Here is a 16172-nt window from a genome sequence, read left to right on the forward strand (position 1 = left end):
TAAAGATATCAGCCCTATTTTGAAGTCTATCATTGTAATTTACCCAAATTAGTCCACATCCCACCAGAGTTTTGTTGCCGCATTGTCGGTACCGCCAAGCAGCGCGCGCCCCTTGTTAAGTTCGGTCAGATTGTCCGTCGCTTCAGTCAATGGATAGGGTAACCTCTTGATAAATGTCCCTACAGGCAGATCCGCGTTATCCGACTGGATCAGCGGATACATTTTAGGGAATCCTGTACGCCGGTATTCCGCCCAGGCTTCCATGCCATTGGGGTATATGGCCAGCCACTTCTGTATGCCGATCTGTTCGCGCTGTTCAGCAGGACTCGCCGCCCATCTGACAGGGGTACTGGCTACTGCAGCTGAATTGTAGTAATCACCCGGTGCTGCAGGTACACGATCTGAAATTATGTAGCTGTTGATCTGAGCCGATTCCGTTACCCCCCATTGTTCCATACTGGTTTTTATGCCATCTTCATACAGCTGTTTGGCCTCACCCCCCATATTCCAACCATTTAGCGCCCCTTCTGCCCGAAGGAAAAAAGATTCAGCGGCACACATCACATGAAAGTTTTGCGTAAAGTTTCCTTCGATGGCTGCACCATTGTAGCGTACCCAGTATGTACCCACATTGGAATTGGACCCCGACTGGTTGCGTACATTGCCGAGGTCGGTTGCCGTAGCACCATTGCGGACACTATTAAATACTTTTCCAGTGTAACTGGGCTGAAAATAAATACCTAGCCTCGGATCGGCATAGCCTTTTAAATAAGAGGCTATGGTAGAGCTCATGGAAAACTCATTCCATACGGCGACTTGGGCCAGTCCGTTGGTATCATTGCCCGATAAAGACTTGAGCATGCTGGCATTGTGGGAATTGCTAGACATTAATCCTGCCGCCACAGCGGCCTCCGCTTCGGTTTTTGCTTTACTGGCATCCACTTTAGCGATGCGCAGGGCCAGTCGCAAACGGAGTGAGTTGGCAAAACGGATCCAACGATCGGTATCCCCGTCAAAAATCAGGTCGTAGCCCTGAAAGATCTTCGTCTCTGCAGGGAGCCCCTTTAAATTAGCCACGGCAACCGTCAGTTTTTCAAAGAAATCCGCATAGATCTTATCCATGGGATCATAGGGAATGACATCATTGGCTTCGGCAGCACCGAAATACGGGATCGGTCCAAAATGGTCTGTCAGGCGATGGAAGGCATAGACCCACATAATATTGGCCAATGCAGCCTCCCCCGATTTGGGATCGGTATTTTCAAGAATACTTTTGAGCTGAGGTGCCGTATCCACATAGACAACGGTCCAGAACCGGCGCTGCCAGTCCGGCGTCAGCAGATAGCGGTCCGTGCTGAAGGAATTCGTGGTCAGTGCAAAATACTGGGCATATAAATCTGCGCCCAGGTTTTGTACTGTCTGGTAAAAAGATCTGTTCATCGCAGCCGAAGACTGGGCCTTGGCAAACATAAAAGGCAATTCACGCTGTGTGATCACCGTGATATTATTGGGATCAGTATTGACATCCTGAAAGTCTTTTGTACAGGACAGCAAGCTTAATGCTAATAGCGAGGTATATATCGTGCTCTTTCTCATTTTTTCAAGGATTTAAAAAGTTAACTTCACATTCAGCCCAAAGGAGCGGACTGTAGGCGGCAGGCCCACTTCGACTCCCTGAAAATTACCTGCGCCAAGCGCTGCTTCCGGATCAATAGGATTATCCGTTTTGCCTATGCCCGGAATATCCAGCTTGGATTTTCCGCGGTAAAAGAAAAATAGGTTGCGGCCCGTCAGCATCAGCTGCGCACTTTTGATCGCTGCTGTGCTCTTGAGGTTAAACTTATAACTGACAGACAGTTCACGCAAGCGTACATTGGTCATATCATAGGTAAAGAACTCACCCCAGGCATCACGGCCATTCTGCGACACGCGAGTCCAGAGCTGCTGTGCCGTGATGGCCTTGGTATTGGTGGCACCACTGGCATCCACGGCATCCAGCACCAGACCTCCATCGCGATAATCAGCAGTATAATCCGCCACACCGAAAGCCGCCAGGTAAGCCGAAGTTCCCGATACGATCTCACCGCCGATACGAGTATCAATCAAGGCATTGACCGTGAAATTTTTGTAACGCACCGAATTGGACCAGCCCAATAAAGCCTTTGGGTTAAAATTACCCAGTTTCTGATTGGCCTCGACCACAGGAAGACCACCATTGTCCACCACATATTTACCGGTCTGCTCATCTCTTTTCCACTTATAGCCATATAGATCACCATACCGCTCTCCTTCATTGACTACGACTGAAGCATATTTGGTATTTTCGCTGATCGTCGCACGTTTTGTTTTTTCGTGCAGTTCTATCACCTTGTTGGTATTGGCGGCAAAGTTGAGGGTGGTCTGCCATTCCAGATTTTCTTTTTTCAGGGGTGATGCGGTCAGCTGCACCTCGATTCCCCTGTTTTCAATATTTCCGGCATTGATATACTGCCGGCTATAACCACTTGCCATGGGCAGACCGAGAGACAGCAGCTGGTTGATCGTATTGCTTTTGTATACGGTCAGGTCAAACCCCAGTCTGTTGGCAAAGAACTTCATATCCAGCCCGGCTTCATAGGATTTTGTCAGCTCCGGCTTCAGCTCGGGAATCATTTTCATTGGTGAGCGTGAAATAAAGCCCTTTCCGGCACCGAGACCAAAAGAATACAGTTGCTGGAGCAGATAAGGATCCGGGTCGTTACCCACCTGCGTATAGGAGGCACGCAGCTTGCCATAGCTGACCCAAGCCGGTAGTTTGAGCCATTCGTTAAAGATAGCAGATACACCGACCGAAGGATAAAAGTAACTGTGCGGTGACTTCAAGGTCGAGGTCCAGTCATTTCGTGCCGTCATATCCAGAAAAATATTGTCAAAAAAAGCCAGCTGCGCACTTCCGTAAACTGAATTCATACGTCGCTGATAGCCATTGATCAGGAGAAATTCAGGTGTTGTAGCCATTTTTAGGCTAAATTCATTGGGAATGGATAGCCCATTGGCCATATTCTGAAAGCTGGTATACTGCCGGTTTAAAAAACTTGCACCGACATTGTAACTGATTTTAACGGCTTCACTGATTGAATTCTTTCCGTTAAATAAGAGATCAAAATTGCGTTCCTGATAGCGCGCATGTGTTTCAAAATACTTACCGCCGGGACGGACATCCCCAAGGGAAACTGTACCCGCATAGAAAGAACCGTCTGTCTTATCGATGTATTTATCATAACTGAACCGTCCCATGACATTTAACCAATCCGTCAGTTGATAGGTTGCCGAGCCCATGGCGGTAATACGGTCCCGGACCTCATTGACCGAGGTACGATTGGTGCTCCAATAAGGGTTGTCGTAGACGGCAGAACCGGACCAATATTTCCGTTGTGGCTCGCCGGTGACGGGATCGATGGTTTCATAATCCTGTAGTTCAGCCTTATCCATATCCCTTGGCATCACATAAGCTTCTACGGGGATCCCCATATCACCCAGTCGGGGCCGGTTGTCGATCTGCTGGTTGACATAGTTGAGCTTAACATCGGTTTTCAACTTAGGGATCAGCTCCGTATTGACCCGCAAGTTGAGGCTATTCCGTTTGAGGTCGTTGCCCGGAATGATGCCGCCGATCTTATTATTGGTGTAGGAAACGTAGCCCTGCACCTTTTCGGTACCACCATAGGTACTGACACTGTTGTTGAAGGTAGCCGCATTTTCAAAGAAATCACGGACATTATTTTTGTAGGTCGTGCCCAGAGGGCCCCAGCTTTCGCCAACATTGGTACCCGTGACACCTCCATTTCCACGGCCATAGCTATTCTGGAATTTACTGAGCAGGTTGACCTGGTCCAGGGATGCGCTGCCGTTGTAATCAATTTGGTACCGGCCCGCTTTGCCCTGTTTCGTTGTAATAAGGATAGCACCGTTTGCTGCCCTGCTTCCATAAAGCGCTGCAGCCGAAGGCCCTTTGAGCACATTGATGGATTCGATATCATCAGGATTGATATTCGCTGCCCCGTCACTTGTACCATAATTGTAGGTGGTGCCGCTGGCCTGCTGCCCACTGGAATTATCGTAGGGCACACCATCCACGACAATGAGCGCATTGTTGTTGCCCGTAATAGATTTGTTACCGCGGAGAACCACCCTGGCAGATGCCCCAGGCCCTGTTGCTGCGGTGGTGACCACAGCACCGGCGACTTTCCCCGTCAGGCTGCTCAGCACATTGCCACTATTGTCACGGGCATTGTTGACCGCAGCACCATCCAATTGTTGCGTCGCATAAGTCAGTCCCCGGACCTGGCGCTTGATCCCCAGTGCGGTGACGACCACCTCTTCCATCTGCTGGCTTTCCGTTTCGAGTGTGATCTGAAGGTCGCCCGTGGCGGGAACAGCGATTTCAACGGTTTTGAAACCGAGCAGCGAAATCTTGAGCCTATCTCCTCCATTGGCCGTAATACTAAAATTGCCCTGTTTGTCAGTCTTTGTGGCTAGCTTGTTCATCAGGTTGCTAACCGTAGCCCCTACCAGGGCATTTTGGTCAGTAGCGCTGCTGACCCTTCCTTTGACGGTTGTCGTCTGCGCCGCAGCGATGCCTGTCCAAAGGAAGAGACAGCCCAGCATCGTGCCAACGGCAACTGTGCGATTACTGTGGATATGAACTATCATAATTTATCCATTTTTAGGTAAGATTTTGAGTTTATTCAATTGCGTTATATCCCAAAGAAAGATCTTAACGAACAGAAATCCAACAGATTTACCGGATAAAGTAGCGGTAGCGTTATCGTAAATTGAGCAATCATAGCTACATCAAGCCCTTCAAAAAAAGGTAAAAATACCAGTCCGCTTCTGTTAATTCTAGATCATACAATATCATTTTGGGGTAATAATAATCCTCAAAAAAGAATCTTTTACTATCCAAAACTTACTTTTGAATTCAAAAAGTCAATAAAGGTATTCAAATGAAAAAAAAAAGCACATACATCGCACTGTTCGCCGTTCTCTTTCTTATCCATGGCTGTAATATGTTTGATGTCCATCCCTATTCCGGAAAAATCGATGGAAGGCAACATATTAATGCTGAAAATATTGCAAAAATAGAGCATGAATACGCCCAACGAGATACCATTAGATACGCTTTTATCAGTGATTCGCAGCGATGGTACGACGAACTTGACGATTTTGTAAAAATAGTCAATAAACGTAACGACATTGATTTTATTATTCATGGTGGCGATCTCAGTGACTTTGGCCTTACCAAAGAATTTCTATGGCAGCGTGATATTCTGGACAAATTAAAACAGCCTTATGTCGCCTTGCTTGGAAATCACGACTGCCTCGCCAATGGTGAAGAGATTTTTCAGCAGATGTTTGGCAGTCCCAATTATAGCTTTATAGCTGGGAAAACAAAATTTCTATGCTTAAATACAAATGCATTGGAATCTGATTATTCCACGCCGGTACCCGATTTTTCATTTATTGAGCAGGAGCGTCAGACGGATAAAGGGCGCTTTGAGCAGAGCGTAGTGGTCATGCATGCCAGGCCGACATCCGATCAGTTTAACAACAATGTGGCATCTGTCTTCCAATACAGCATTAAACAATACCCCAACTTGCTCTACTGCAATAATGGCCATGACCATACTTACCAGAAAGATGATATTTTCAAGGACGGCATCGTCTACTACGGCACCCCCAACATCGGCAAACGTCAATTTCTAATTTTTACAATCACCAAGGATCACTATACTCATGAACTTGTCTCCTATTAAAGCACGCAGATCATTCCTCTTGTTTGTTTCCCTTTTCTTTTCCACAATCAGTGCGGCCCAGATACTCGTCCAAGAGCACGGCACGATTCCCGGTACCGACAGCAGCAGCACGCATATCGACAGCAACAGCAGCAGGGAACTAAAAAAAGCGGCCTTCAGGCTTGTACCATCGAGTTACCTCGTTCAGTACGCTGGGTCCATCGGTTTATTTTCGGCGGGTGCAGGTTGGGATTATGGTCGGCAGAAACAGTGGTCGACCGACTTTTTGCTAGGCTATGTACCCAAGTATGATACTGACCGTGCCAAGCTTACCTTAACCCTTCGTCAGACTTATACCCCTTTTACGGTAAAGCTCCATGAACAAGTCAGCTATCATCCACTGCGCACCGGGGTGTATCTCAATACCACGCTGGGCAAACAGTTCTGGTACAAGGAGCCCGACAAATATCCGAACAGCTATTATAGCTTCTCCACTAGACTACGCATCAATATTTTTGTTGGCCAGGACTTCAGCTATAAATTAAAGTCCAATTCCTCCTACTTTGAAGGAATAAAATTTTATTATGATCTACATACAAGTGATCTGTACCTGGTCAGTGGTGTTCAGAATAAATACTTAAAATTTGATGACTACATAGGGCTTGCGCTCGGTATCAAATTGCAGATCAGACGGAAATAGGCGAGTCAAATTAAAATAGAAGGTAAAAGACAAAGATATGCGAAAAAGCGGCGCCGACAGACCGCCATCTCAGTCCAATGTACTGAGGGTCTGCATAAGGCTCCGCATATCCTGTTGTATGGAGCGGATAGTCGCCTGAAGCTCATTGTGCATATTGGCCAGATTATGTAATTCTTCCGCGATGAAGACGCCACCCTCCCTAAAATAAAGTTTCTCCTGGGGACTATTCAATTGATCGTCCAAACCATATTTTAACCAGCGTTGCCGGGTTGTCTCCAGCAGTGAAAGATTTTCAGAGTTACTAAATCTCTTCTCCGACAAAATCCCCCAGACCGACGCCGGATAGATCTGCGCAGTATTATTTTGAAACCAGATGCTCTGCAGCATATTGCGTTCCATATGCATTCTGACACGCTTTCCTTTGGGATTTAGGGTCATAAATCCCAATACTGCTGTTCCTACCCCACCTGCTATGCTCAGCCCATTATTAAGCTTATCATTTTTGATTGTTGTTGCTGTCACAGCAGTGACAGCTCCCAAAAGTATGGAAGCCACAGTCAGACGCGTTTGCCTATTCGAATTCAATTCATCTATATAGGCGGCTAACTTATCGATACGCTCACCATTACAGTCCAATTCCGCTGCGATGGCATTCAATTCCGTTTCAAACAGCATACATTGGTCAGTTATCTTTTGTTTCGCAACCAGCTTCAGCGGCGTGTTGTCCGGATTGTTCAAATAGGCGATGATAGTCGGCGAAAGGTTGAGGTATTTGACCAATACAAAATCATGAGCAGAGAAAATAGTACTCAGCCTAATGCTGTCAGCAGATGGAATTACTTGTACAGGAATTGATTTATAAGTGACATTTGGCGCACAATAGTTCTTTGTCAGCGTCTGCACCTGCACATTATTGATCCATGTCGAGCAACCGGTCAAAACCAGGTTAGACAATACAAGAAAGGGCCTTAGTTTTAAAAGCAGTAATTTCATCATGGGAGTCATACCTTGCATTCAAAAACAATAGACCAAAAAAAATGTTTTGAAAAAACCAACTTCATCCCGCCATACATTTACATACCTATTGGGGAAACATCAATTTTACTGAAGCTTCCGTTGCATTTTTATTTTCTAAATGCAACATTTTAACTGCCCAGATTTCAGCAGATGTTTTTAGACGATCATCTTTTTATTTGTAATAAGTCTAAATAGAACGTATATTTGTTCGCTTTGAAAAACGCAGTACATAAAATAACACTCAACAAAAGGCAATTTGAGGAGTTTTTCCAATTGTATTGGAAGAGAATGTATTCTTTCGCACTCAAAAGCATTGGCGATGAAGATGATGCCAAAGAGATTGTCCAAGATGTTTTTAAATCCCTATGGGAAAGAAGAGCTGATCTTCGGTTGCAGGATGCAGAACGCTATCTTTTGCGCTCGGTGAAATTAAAATCACTGGAATTTCTAAGGAATAGGGGCAACAAACAGCGACACCATGAATTGATCTCAATCAGCAAAACTGAATTTTACGAAGATAATAACCTCTATTACAAAGAGCTTAAAAATCATTTGGATGATGCTGTTGACTCATTACCCAAGCAATGTAAAAATGTATATAAATTGAGCCGTGACGAGGGATTAACCAATAAAGAAATAGCCACAAGCTTACTAATTTCAGAAAGAGCAGTCGAATACCATATTAGTAAGGCATTAACAGTAATTAAAATCAGACTTAAAAAGTATTGTAATATCCATATTGCCCGGTTTCTATTAATTACTTTTTTGTACTTTTGAATGTATACGGATTATCAAAAAATGGAAATCAACCAGGATATACTAAAAAAATATGCTTCCGGTCAATGCGGTGAGGCTGACAAACATTTAGTCGAAAAATGGTTGAACAATGATTCCTGGGATAGTATCGCGGAGAGCAATCCTATAAACGAAGAAATTGGATCCGCCATGTGGGACAAAATTAATTCGGACGCACGGCAAAACAAGCGAATAAACTGGGGCAGGATTATCGCAGCAGCTTCTGTAATTTTTGTGCTCGGTTTTTCTATGTTCTATTTTTCTCATCCTACCTTGGACAATCAGACCTTTACCAATTCATCTGCTGAAAATAGCAAGTTCTTCACCGAAGAATATTACGATGTGCAGTTAAGTAAAAATAGTACGGCCAACATTGATTTGGTCAATAAAAAACTGGCCTTCTCCGGTGATTTTATCATAAAACCTAAACGGGATTTCGAGCTTCTGGATAGTAATCAGAACAAATTTGTATTTAAAGCCGGAAGAGAGTATTTTGTGTCGAATTCTCCGGATTTTGGTAAAATTGTAGCGTTTCAAAAAAGTGATCTGGCTTTTTTACCATCTACTATGCAAATTAAAATCAGGGAACAATTTCAAAGCATTTAATTGACAAGTATGAAGCGATTACTAGTGTTGTTTTTCCTTATAACTTCCATTTTTTCGTGTACGCAAATTTCAGAAAAAAATATAGATCCCACCTTTGTCTTTTGTCTGTTCAATAAAGAAGAAAACCCCACCAGCTTATTGTTTACCGAAAATTTAGATGACGACGGAAGCCCTACCCTCCAGATTCCATTGTCCAGTTCGCGTATTCAGGAGAGAGAATATATCTACAAAAATGGTTTCTTTTATCGATTATCGAGTCAGACGTGTGTCTTTACAAAATACCAATTACAGGGTTCATCCTTTGTCCTTGTAGACAGTATACAATTAAAAAACCGTGATTTTGAAACCATTACCTGGAAAGATGACGACAACCTAATTGCTGTCTGTCGGGAAGACGCCGGAAATAGAACACCGCAAGCTAGACTATATCAGATCAATGTTGCAGGGATGAAAATCGTGAAACAAGATACGATTGTTCTCCCCTTTGCCAACAAGGAATATAGCGCGCTGCACCTAGGGCTTGTGAATATTGAAAACAACGATCTTTGGCTGGCCTACTCCTTCTTTAAATCAACGGGGAAGTATGGCCATACAACATCCGACACGACCTACTACGCCAGCATAAAATACGATAGTTTTAAACTTAAAAATATTCAGAAAGAAACACGTTCAACTTATCCGGGCGGCTTCAATATCATACAATCCTATAGTTTTAAAGACGAAAAAGGCGATTATTACTTTATGACCAATCCTGGCATAGCACTGGGAAATAACCCGAAATTACCAACAGCTATCTTTAGAAAAAAGAAAGGCCAGCAATCCGTTGATCAAGACTATATGATCAATATTTCCAAGTCAATCGGAAATCACGCCTATGGGATCTGGTATGTTGGCAAAGGCAAGGCAATTATCCGCAACGAACAAAAGAAGCTCTATACCGATTTCTCTAATTTTCATGCTGTCTATCAGTTTGAATACAGGTTAGTTGATCTGCAATCCGGTTCTATAGAAAAAATCCAGGTTCCTTTGGATAAAGGGACCCAAAAAGAAAACGTATGGACGGATGGAAAGTACGCGTATTTTGCCATAGATGATTCAAACGACCAGCACCGTGTCTGGAAATATGATTTACAGACCAAAGAAATTTCGAAAGGACTTAAGCTTCCCAAGATTACCAATTTTACCGTACGAATGGATTATTTAAAATAATAGACCTATCCTCGACAAAAAAAACAAACTCACAATCAACCATTTGTATATTTTTTAAAAAAATAATCCCTATCAACATTCGGTAAAAGATAAGTATAAGCAACCTTCCTATATATACTTAATCTAAATAAAATGTTGAAGTCAACATCTACCTTTGTTCTAATATTAATTTTTACTGTGTTTACCCAAGCACAGACCAAAAAAAAGCATGCCCTTTCCGGCTTTGTCAAAGATAACTTTGGGAAACCCATTCCGGGGGCAACCATACGCTTAAAAGATCAGCACACAGGCACATCTTCCGATATAGACGGCTATTATAAATTACAGATAAACAGTTCAACGGACGCCATCTTACGTGTCACTGCTGTTGGTTACCACAGCGAAGAAAGAGCCCTAAACGAAAAGCTCATTCAGGATTTTCAGCTTATAGAAGATCGCAATTATATAGAGGAAGTGACCGTATCGGCACACGGGAAAACTGAAAATGAGAAGAAAGTGGCCGAGATCAAGCGATCGGGATTCAATGTAAGTGTCATTGACATGAACAAACATGCCAACGAAGCAGCCAATCTGACCCAGGTTTTGAAACGCGCTACGGGAGTCACCATACGTGAAGATGGTGGACTCGGTTCTAACTTTGTGTTTCGCATCAATGGACTCGATGCAAAGATCTACATTGACGGTGTTCCCATGGAGAATTTTGGTTCCTCGATGTCTTTAAATAATATTCCTGTCAATCTGATTGATCGTGTTGAAGTATATAAGGGTGTGGTACCCGCTTTTTTGGGTTCCGATGCGCTAGGTGGTGCTGTCAATATCATTACGAAACGTCGCGCGCGACCTTACTTGGACCTGAGTTATTCCTATGGCTCCTTCAATACACATCAGGCTGCGATCGTGGGTACCTTTACCAATCCAAAAAACAAATTATCATTTCGAATGAATGCATATTATAATCATTCAGACAATGATTATAATATGTATACCAACGAAAAGTACAATGTTCTTATCGAGGAAACGGTCGACAACAAGTATTATGTCATCCCAAAAGCCAAGCGATTTAACGATGCTTACACCTCCGCCATGGGACAACTGGAGGTTGGTTTTCGCGATGTATCCTGGGCAGATCAATTTTATGCAGGCCTGACCTATTCCCAAAATCACAAAGAAAATCAGATCGGTGCTTCCCTCAGCAAGGTATTTGGTGGCGCATGGTCAGAAAGCAACTATCTGATGCCAACCTTAAGCTACAAAAAAAGCAATTTTCTGGTCAATCGCTTATATACGGATATTTTCACAAGTTATAGTTACGACACCCGCTATGTGAGAGATACCGCCATGTATAATTACAACTGGAATGGTGCCTGGGTCTCAAATTACGAAGGCACAACGCCAAATCCCCAAAAAGACATGAAATATAATCTGTCGAACTATTTAGCGCGGGTGAATTTAAACTATGACTTTGACGAAGCCCGTAACCAAAGTATCAATTTCAACTACAACTTTAACAGCAATGATCAGAAAGAGTACGATCTGATCGGCAATTATAACCGCTCAGGTCTGCCATCCTATTTGGGAAGACATATTTTTGGGCTATCCTGGCAGAACCAGTGGTTCGACAAGCGCTTATCCAATGTACTGGCGGTAAAATACTATCGCATGGATGCTTCGAAAGATATTGATGAGCGCAAATTCGATGGAAACAACAATTTGATCAGCGGTGAAATAATTCATCAAAAAAAACAAGGTAATTATTATGGCATGAGCCTTGCTTCCCGGTATCGAATAACCAAGGATGGCGGATGGAAACTATCCTACGAAAGGGCATACAACTTACCCTCTATGACCGCGCTTTTTGGCGATGGTGTCAATACGACGGGCAACTGGGCAGTAAAACCCGAGCATAGTGACAACATCAATACTGGATTTTATTATAATACCTACATCAACCAAAATCATTTTCTGAACGTCGATGTGACAGGCTTCTATCGCCTGGCAAATAACTATATAAACAGCCGGGCGGTCATTCAGAATGGAGTTTCCTATTTTCAAAGTTACAACGAAGAAGGTGTGAAGCTCTATGGCTTCGAGGCCGAAGTCAAATACGGTTTTAAAGATCTGCTGGCTGTTACCCTCAATGGATCTTACGATAAAGCCTTATACAACAAAAAATATACAGACGAGTCCCACCAGCAAATCAGTTTAAATTATAACAAACAACTCATAAACCGACCTTGGGTCTATGGAAATGCTGATATCAGCCTCATCCAGAATAACTGGTTTCAGCAAGGAAGCAGAGTTCAACTATCGTACTTATATCAATATACGCACTGGTTTTACCTCACCGAATCAGATCAAGGATCGCTTGAATCCAAAGATCTCATTCCGTCGCAAAATATCCACTCCGCTGTGCTGAGCTATGCCTGGGATCGCAATAAGTACAACGTATCCTTTGAAGCAAGAAACCTCACAGACGAAAGAGCATACGACAATTTCCGTCTCCAACGGCCTGGACGTGCATTTTACGTCAAGCTGAGATTATCAATCATGTAAAACAAATAAATACATATTTTTATGAAAATCAACAAATTCGCCTTCGCAATATTCGCTGCGACTGTATTATTCTCTTCCTGCAAGAAATCATCACCTGAAACTACTTCACCGGAAGAGCCAACACCAACTTCAAATAGTCTGTACAGTGTTTGGGTGACAACCGCGGCTGGTTCATCCTACCTACTGACAGCTGATAATCTGATGAAAGATACCCTTTTGACCGCCGCAAACAATCAAGGTATCGATATCACATCGCATTTACCAGCAGCATTTTATGCTATTTACGCCTATGCCTACGAAGGAAAGTATTACCTTTCAAACGATGGAACACGATTCAGTCAATTTGAAGTTGTCAACAGTAAATCCTGGAAAGAAACGAACAACTATGCATTCCCTGGAAATTTTTACCTAGGCAAAGTCCTAAAAGATATTAGCACCAAAGATGAGATGGTCATGACCAAAACAGCGGGGACCACCAATAAGACCAAAAATGTATTGGAACAACCAATCTATTTCATGAACGTTAACAATCTGACAATCAACAAGACCATCGGTATCGAAATCCCGATGATCACATTTAATCCCAAAACACCGGAGGGCAAAGATCACAACCCTTATATCGTACCTACAAGCTTCACGCAACGAGGCGACAAACTATTTGTAGGTCACAAATATAGAAGTAATGAAACGCGTAAGGATATTATCGACACCGCCTATATGTACGTATGTGATTACCCAAGTTTGGCCAACGGAAAAATTATAAAAGATGCTAGAGGCGGTTTTGCAGCTGGCCATTGGGAAGTGCAGACACTTACTTTTACCGATGACAATAAGGATCTCTATGTTGTAACCAAAAAGACAGACGCGGCGACCTATGGCCTGTTACGTATTAAATCGGGACAGACAACCTTTGATCCAGATTATTTCTTCGATTTAAAAGATTACAACGTGTTCAGCAATAATATATCGCAGGTACAGAAACTAGGTGATGGTAAAGTTTACATCAGTCCTTTCGTCATCGACCCGGCAAATAAAAAGATTGTTGCCGACCTCAGAATATTAGTAGGTGGTGGAGAATCAAAAACGACGATGAATTTTATGGAGAATGGCAAACTATACGATGTCTTTAAAACAGACGAGTCCAAATGGTATGTATATGAATATGATCCAGCAAAAAATTCGGTAAAACGCGGAGCTGAGATCGATCCTGGAATCAGCCAAGTTTATCACCTGAATAAGCTCAGATAAGTTCCAGCAAAATGTAAGAAGTGCCCCGCCGATGTCCCTTTTAAAGGGATGGAAAAAATTTCAGCATACGCGAAATCGAGGCGGGGCAATTCTCTATCCAACACCCCAAAATTTAAACATATGAAAAAATTATTGTTCAGCATCCTTAGCTTTTTTATCATCCTGTCGGCATCGGCGCATGCCGTATTTATTGAAACCTCACTGCAAGGTACCAAAGGGAAATCCCATACCGTAAAAGTGGTTTATGGCGAACCGGATGAACACGAGCTCATCTCCAAATGGTGGTGGTACAAAGAAGATATGCAGGTTACATTGACATTGATCAAACCGGACGGGAGTACATCATCGCTAACGACTACCGCGCAGGGAAATCATCTATTGGCCACATTCATTCCTGATCAGGATGGTGCTTATCATGTATCTTTAAAAAGAGATACAGAGCGCAAAGCAGGCGCCAAGACACAATATCAGATCAATGCAATCGCCACAATTCAAGTTGGAAACACTACCCTTGGTCATACTTCTGCACATCTTGCCAATGAGCTGTTTGTTTTTGCCGACCAAACTGTTTTTAAAAATAAAAAAGAGGTCTCGCTGACCTTATTTCAAAAGGGAAAACCCGCACCAAACGCTGCTGTTCAGATCATTGCCCCAAGTGGCTGGATCAAATGGTTGGAAACCGATGCACAAGGTGTCATCAAATTCATCCCGGAATGGAAAGGCAAATACTACGCCGAGGTATCCCGAAAAGAAAAGATCGAAGGACAGGCTTTTGAAGAATATAGCCGTGCCAGCTCCATGAGCTTTGCGGTAAACTAAATTCGAGATGGCGGTAAGAAAAAAGAAAAATAATTCGGTATTTCGACTGGTCAATAACTGGCTACACCTCTGGATGGGATTAATCTCTGGCATTATTGTCTTTGTCATCTGCCTGATGGCTTGCCTTTGGGTGTTTAATCATGAAATTATAGATCTTGTTATCCCGAAAAAAGAAAGGCAATATATCCTGGCTTCCAGTCAGTCATTAATTTCTCCTTCGCGGATTGTCGGGATTGCTGACTCGCTTTATCCAAATGCCGTGATAGGTGGCATCACGTATACCCGGGATCACCCTGTTTCTTTTACAGTCAAAGAAAACGATGGTAAGGGAAAGGACGGTGGTCCAAAAGCGAAACCACAGGTGCATCTATTACACCCCTATACAGGTCGTTATTTAGGTGTGCAGGTGGAGGACAATTCGGAAGAAGCCCAGTTAAGAGAGAAATTGAATGGCTTTTTTGCATGGACATTGAACGGGCATCGCTTCCTTTGGCTACCAAGGGATATCGGCCGCCCCATTGTTAATTATGCGACCTTGGTATTCAGTGTTACCCTAATCACGGGATTGATCTGGTGGTACCCAAAAAAATGGACGAAATCAACGCGTGAAAAAAGCTTTCGGATAAAATGGAAAGCCGGCTGGAAACGCGTCAATCTGGATCTTCATAACGTGGTGGGCTTTTATTCATTTCTTTTGGTTTTATTACTGGCAGTGACGGGTATGTATTACGGTATCGAATGGTTCAATCGCGCATTATATTGGTCAACCAACTGGGGAACTCCCCTCGCCGAACGAACATCAGTCCATTCTGATTCAACAAAAATCGATCAACTGGTACATTTTCCGAAAGCTTTTGATCGAGAGATCCGTCGCATACTTACACAATATAAAGATCCACATTACCTGACGATCACTTATCCGGATGCTGAAAAAAAAGATGCTACGATTTCGGTATATATTCGAAACGACATGGATCGGCAGTATAACAACCGCTATTATTCGTTCGACCGGTATACAGGTGCCTTTCTGCCCAATAATATAACACTCTTTAATAAGGATTTTTATGAGCTCCGGACAGGCGAACAATTCAGGCGGCTCAATTACGATATTCATGTAGGGTCTCTCTGGGGCTTTCCGACGAAAGTGCTGGCCTTTGTTCTCACCTTGATCGCGGGTTCTTTACCTATTACAGGATTTATTATTTGGTACAACCGCAAATGGGGAAAGAAAAAAGGACGCCATACATTGTTAAAGGGCACTACCATCCCCGAAGGTAAGGGCGATTCCGGTACGGTCGCACCTACAACGATAAGAAAACCGCCGATCCGTTTTCGACCGAAGCCTACGGACTTATAAAATTTTATAGGCACAGAATCACATTGTAAACAGGAAGGTTAAATTTTGAATTCATTGACAATTAAACTTGTTTAATTTATGCTTAAGAAGGTTC

At 43.2% G+C, this 16172-nt stretch carries 12 protein-coding genes; 9 read left to right on the forward strand and 3 right to left on the reverse strand.

Annotation, left to right across the window (positions count from 1 at the left end):
• Positions 1-48: 48 nt before the first annotated feature.
• Positions 49-1596, reverse strand: a complete 1548-nt coding sequence (locus B4G94_RS08145) for a SusD/RagB family nutrient-binding outer membrane lipoprotein (protein ID WP_286858186.1) — start codon at positions 1594-1596, stop codon at positions 49-51.
• 12 nt (positions 1597-1608) lie between these two features.
• The gene (locus B4G94_RS08150) at positions 1609-4692 is read right to left on the reverse strand and encodes a SusC/RagA family TonB-linked outer membrane protein (protein ID WP_286858187.1); all 3084 of its coding nucleotides are present in this window, start codon (positions 4690-4692) and stop codon (positions 1609-1611) included.
• Between the two features lie 293 nt (positions 4693-4985).
• On the opposite strand from B4G94_RS08150, the gene B4G94_RS08155 reads away from it, so the two are divergent.
• Together B4G94_RS08155 and B4G94_RS08160 are read left to right on the forward strand one after the other, a co-directional pair.
• Complete coding sequence (locus B4G94_RS08155) at positions 4986-5795, forward strand: metallophosphoesterase family protein (RefSeq protein WP_286858189.1); 810 nt, start codon at positions 4986-4988, stop codon at positions 5793-5795.
• Complete coding sequence (locus B4G94_RS08160) at positions 5776-6474, forward strand: hypothetical protein (RefSeq protein WP_286858191.1); 699 nt, start codon at positions 5776-5778, stop codon at positions 6472-6474. Before B4G94_RS08155 ends, B4G94_RS08160 begins: the two co-directional genes overlap by 20 nt.
• A 69-nt stretch (positions 6475-6543) precedes the next feature.
• On the opposite strand, the gene B4G94_RS08165 is transcribed toward B4G94_RS08160, so the two are convergent.
• Entirely contained in the window at positions 6544-7470 is a 927-nt protein-coding gene (locus tag B4G94_RS08165) for a hypothetical protein (RefSeq protein WP_165306177.1), read from the reverse strand.
• Positions 7471-7704: 234 nt separating this feature from the next.
• Here B4G94_RS08165 and B4G94_RS08170 point away from each other — a divergent pair, with 234 nt between their 5' ends.
• The 7 genes from B4G94_RS08170 (at position 7705) to B4G94_RS08200 (ending at position 16078) form a co-directional block, all read left to right on the forward strand.
• On the forward strand, positions 7705-8268 hold the full coding sequence (locus B4G94_RS08170) for an RNA polymerase sigma-70 factor (protein ID WP_241254953.1): 564 nt from the start codon (positions 7705-7707) through the stop codon (positions 8266-8268).
• Positions 8269-8289: 21 nt separating this feature from the next.
• Complete coding sequence (locus B4G94_RS08175) at positions 8290-8892, forward strand: hypothetical protein (RefSeq protein WP_146190974.1); 603 nt, start codon at positions 8290-8292, stop codon at positions 8890-8892.
• Between the two features lie 9 nt (positions 8893-8901).
• Positions 8902-10101 (forward strand): hypothetical protein, encoded by a 1200-nt coding sequence (locus B4G94_RS08180; protein WP_165306176.1) that lies wholly within the window; start codon positions 8902-8904, stop codon positions 10099-10101.
• A gap of 132 nt (positions 10102-10233) precedes the next feature.
• Positions 10234-12654 carry a TonB-dependent receptor gene (locus B4G94_RS08185; protein ID WP_165306175.1) on the forward strand — a complete coding sequence of 807 codons (2421 nt, stop codon included), beginning with the start codon at positions 10234-10236 and terminating at the stop codon, positions 12652-12654.
• A 21-nt stretch (positions 12655-12675) separates the two neighbouring features.
• Positions 12676-13902 carry a DUF4374 domain-containing protein gene (locus tag B4G94_RS08190; protein ID WP_165306174.1) on the forward strand — a complete coding sequence of 409 codons (1227 nt, stop codon included), beginning with the start codon at positions 12676-12678 and terminating at the stop codon, positions 13900-13902.
• A gap of 120 nt (positions 13903-14022) precedes the next feature.
• Entirely contained in the window at positions 14023-14721 is a 699-nt protein-coding gene (locus B4G94_RS08195; protein ID WP_165306173.1) for a DUF4198 domain-containing protein, read from the forward strand.
• Positions 14722-14728: 7 nt separating this feature from the next.
• On the forward strand, positions 14729-16078 hold the full coding sequence (locus tag B4G94_RS08200) for a PepSY-associated TM helix domain-containing protein (RefSeq protein ID WP_165306172.1): 1350 nt from the start codon (positions 14729-14731) through the stop codon (positions 16076-16078).
• Positions 16079-16172 lie beyond the last annotated feature (94 nt).

The sequence above is a fragment of the Sphingobacterium sp. UBA7625 genome, assembly GCF_002484085.1.
GTDB lineage: Bacteria > Bacteroidota > Bacteroidia > Sphingobacteriales > Sphingobacteriaceae > Sphingobacterium > Sphingobacterium athyrii.

Coding starts and splice junctions, on each gene's coding strand:
- B4G94_RS08180 (WP_165306176.1), top strand. CDS start 8,902: ATGAAGCGATTACTAGTGTTGTTTTTCCTTATAACTTCCATTTTTTCG.
- B4G94_RS08150 (WP_286858187.1), bottom strand. CDS start 4,692: ATGATAGTTCATATCCACAGTAATCGCACAGTTGCCGTTGGCACGATG.
- B4G94_RS08145 (WP_286858186.1), bottom strand. CDS start 1,596: ATGAGAAAGAGCACGATATATACCTCGCTATTAGCATTAAGCTTGCTG.
- B4G94_RS08185 (WP_165306175.1), top strand. CDS start 10,234: ATGTTGAAGTCAACATCTACCTTTGTTCTAATATTAATTTTTACTGTG.
- B4G94_RS08200 (WP_165306172.1), top strand. CDS start 14,729: ATGGCGGTAAGAAAAAAGAAAAATAATTCGGTATTTCGACTGGTCAAT.
- B4G94_RS08165 (WP_165306177.1), bottom strand. CDS start 7,470: ATGATGAAATTACTGCTTTTAAAACTAAGGCCCTTTCTTGTATTGTCT.
- B4G94_RS08195 (WP_165306173.1), top strand. CDS start 14,023: ATGAAAAAATTATTGTTCAGCATCCTTAGCTTTTTTATCATCCTGTCG.
- B4G94_RS08190 (WP_165306174.1), top strand. CDS start 12,676: ATGAAAATCAACAAATTCGCCTTCGCAATATTCGCTGCGACTGTATTA.
- B4G94_RS08155 (WP_286858189.1), top strand. CDS start 4,986: ATGAAAAAAAAAAGCACATACATCGCACTGTTCGCCGTTCTCTTTCTT.
- B4G94_RS08175 (WP_146190974.1), top strand. CDS start 8,290: ATGGAAATCAACCAGGATATACTAAAAAAATATGCTTCCGGTCAATGC.
- B4G94_RS08160 (WP_286858191.1), top strand. CDS start 5,776: ATGAACTTGTCTCCTATTAAAGCACGCAGATCATTCCTCTTGTTTGTT.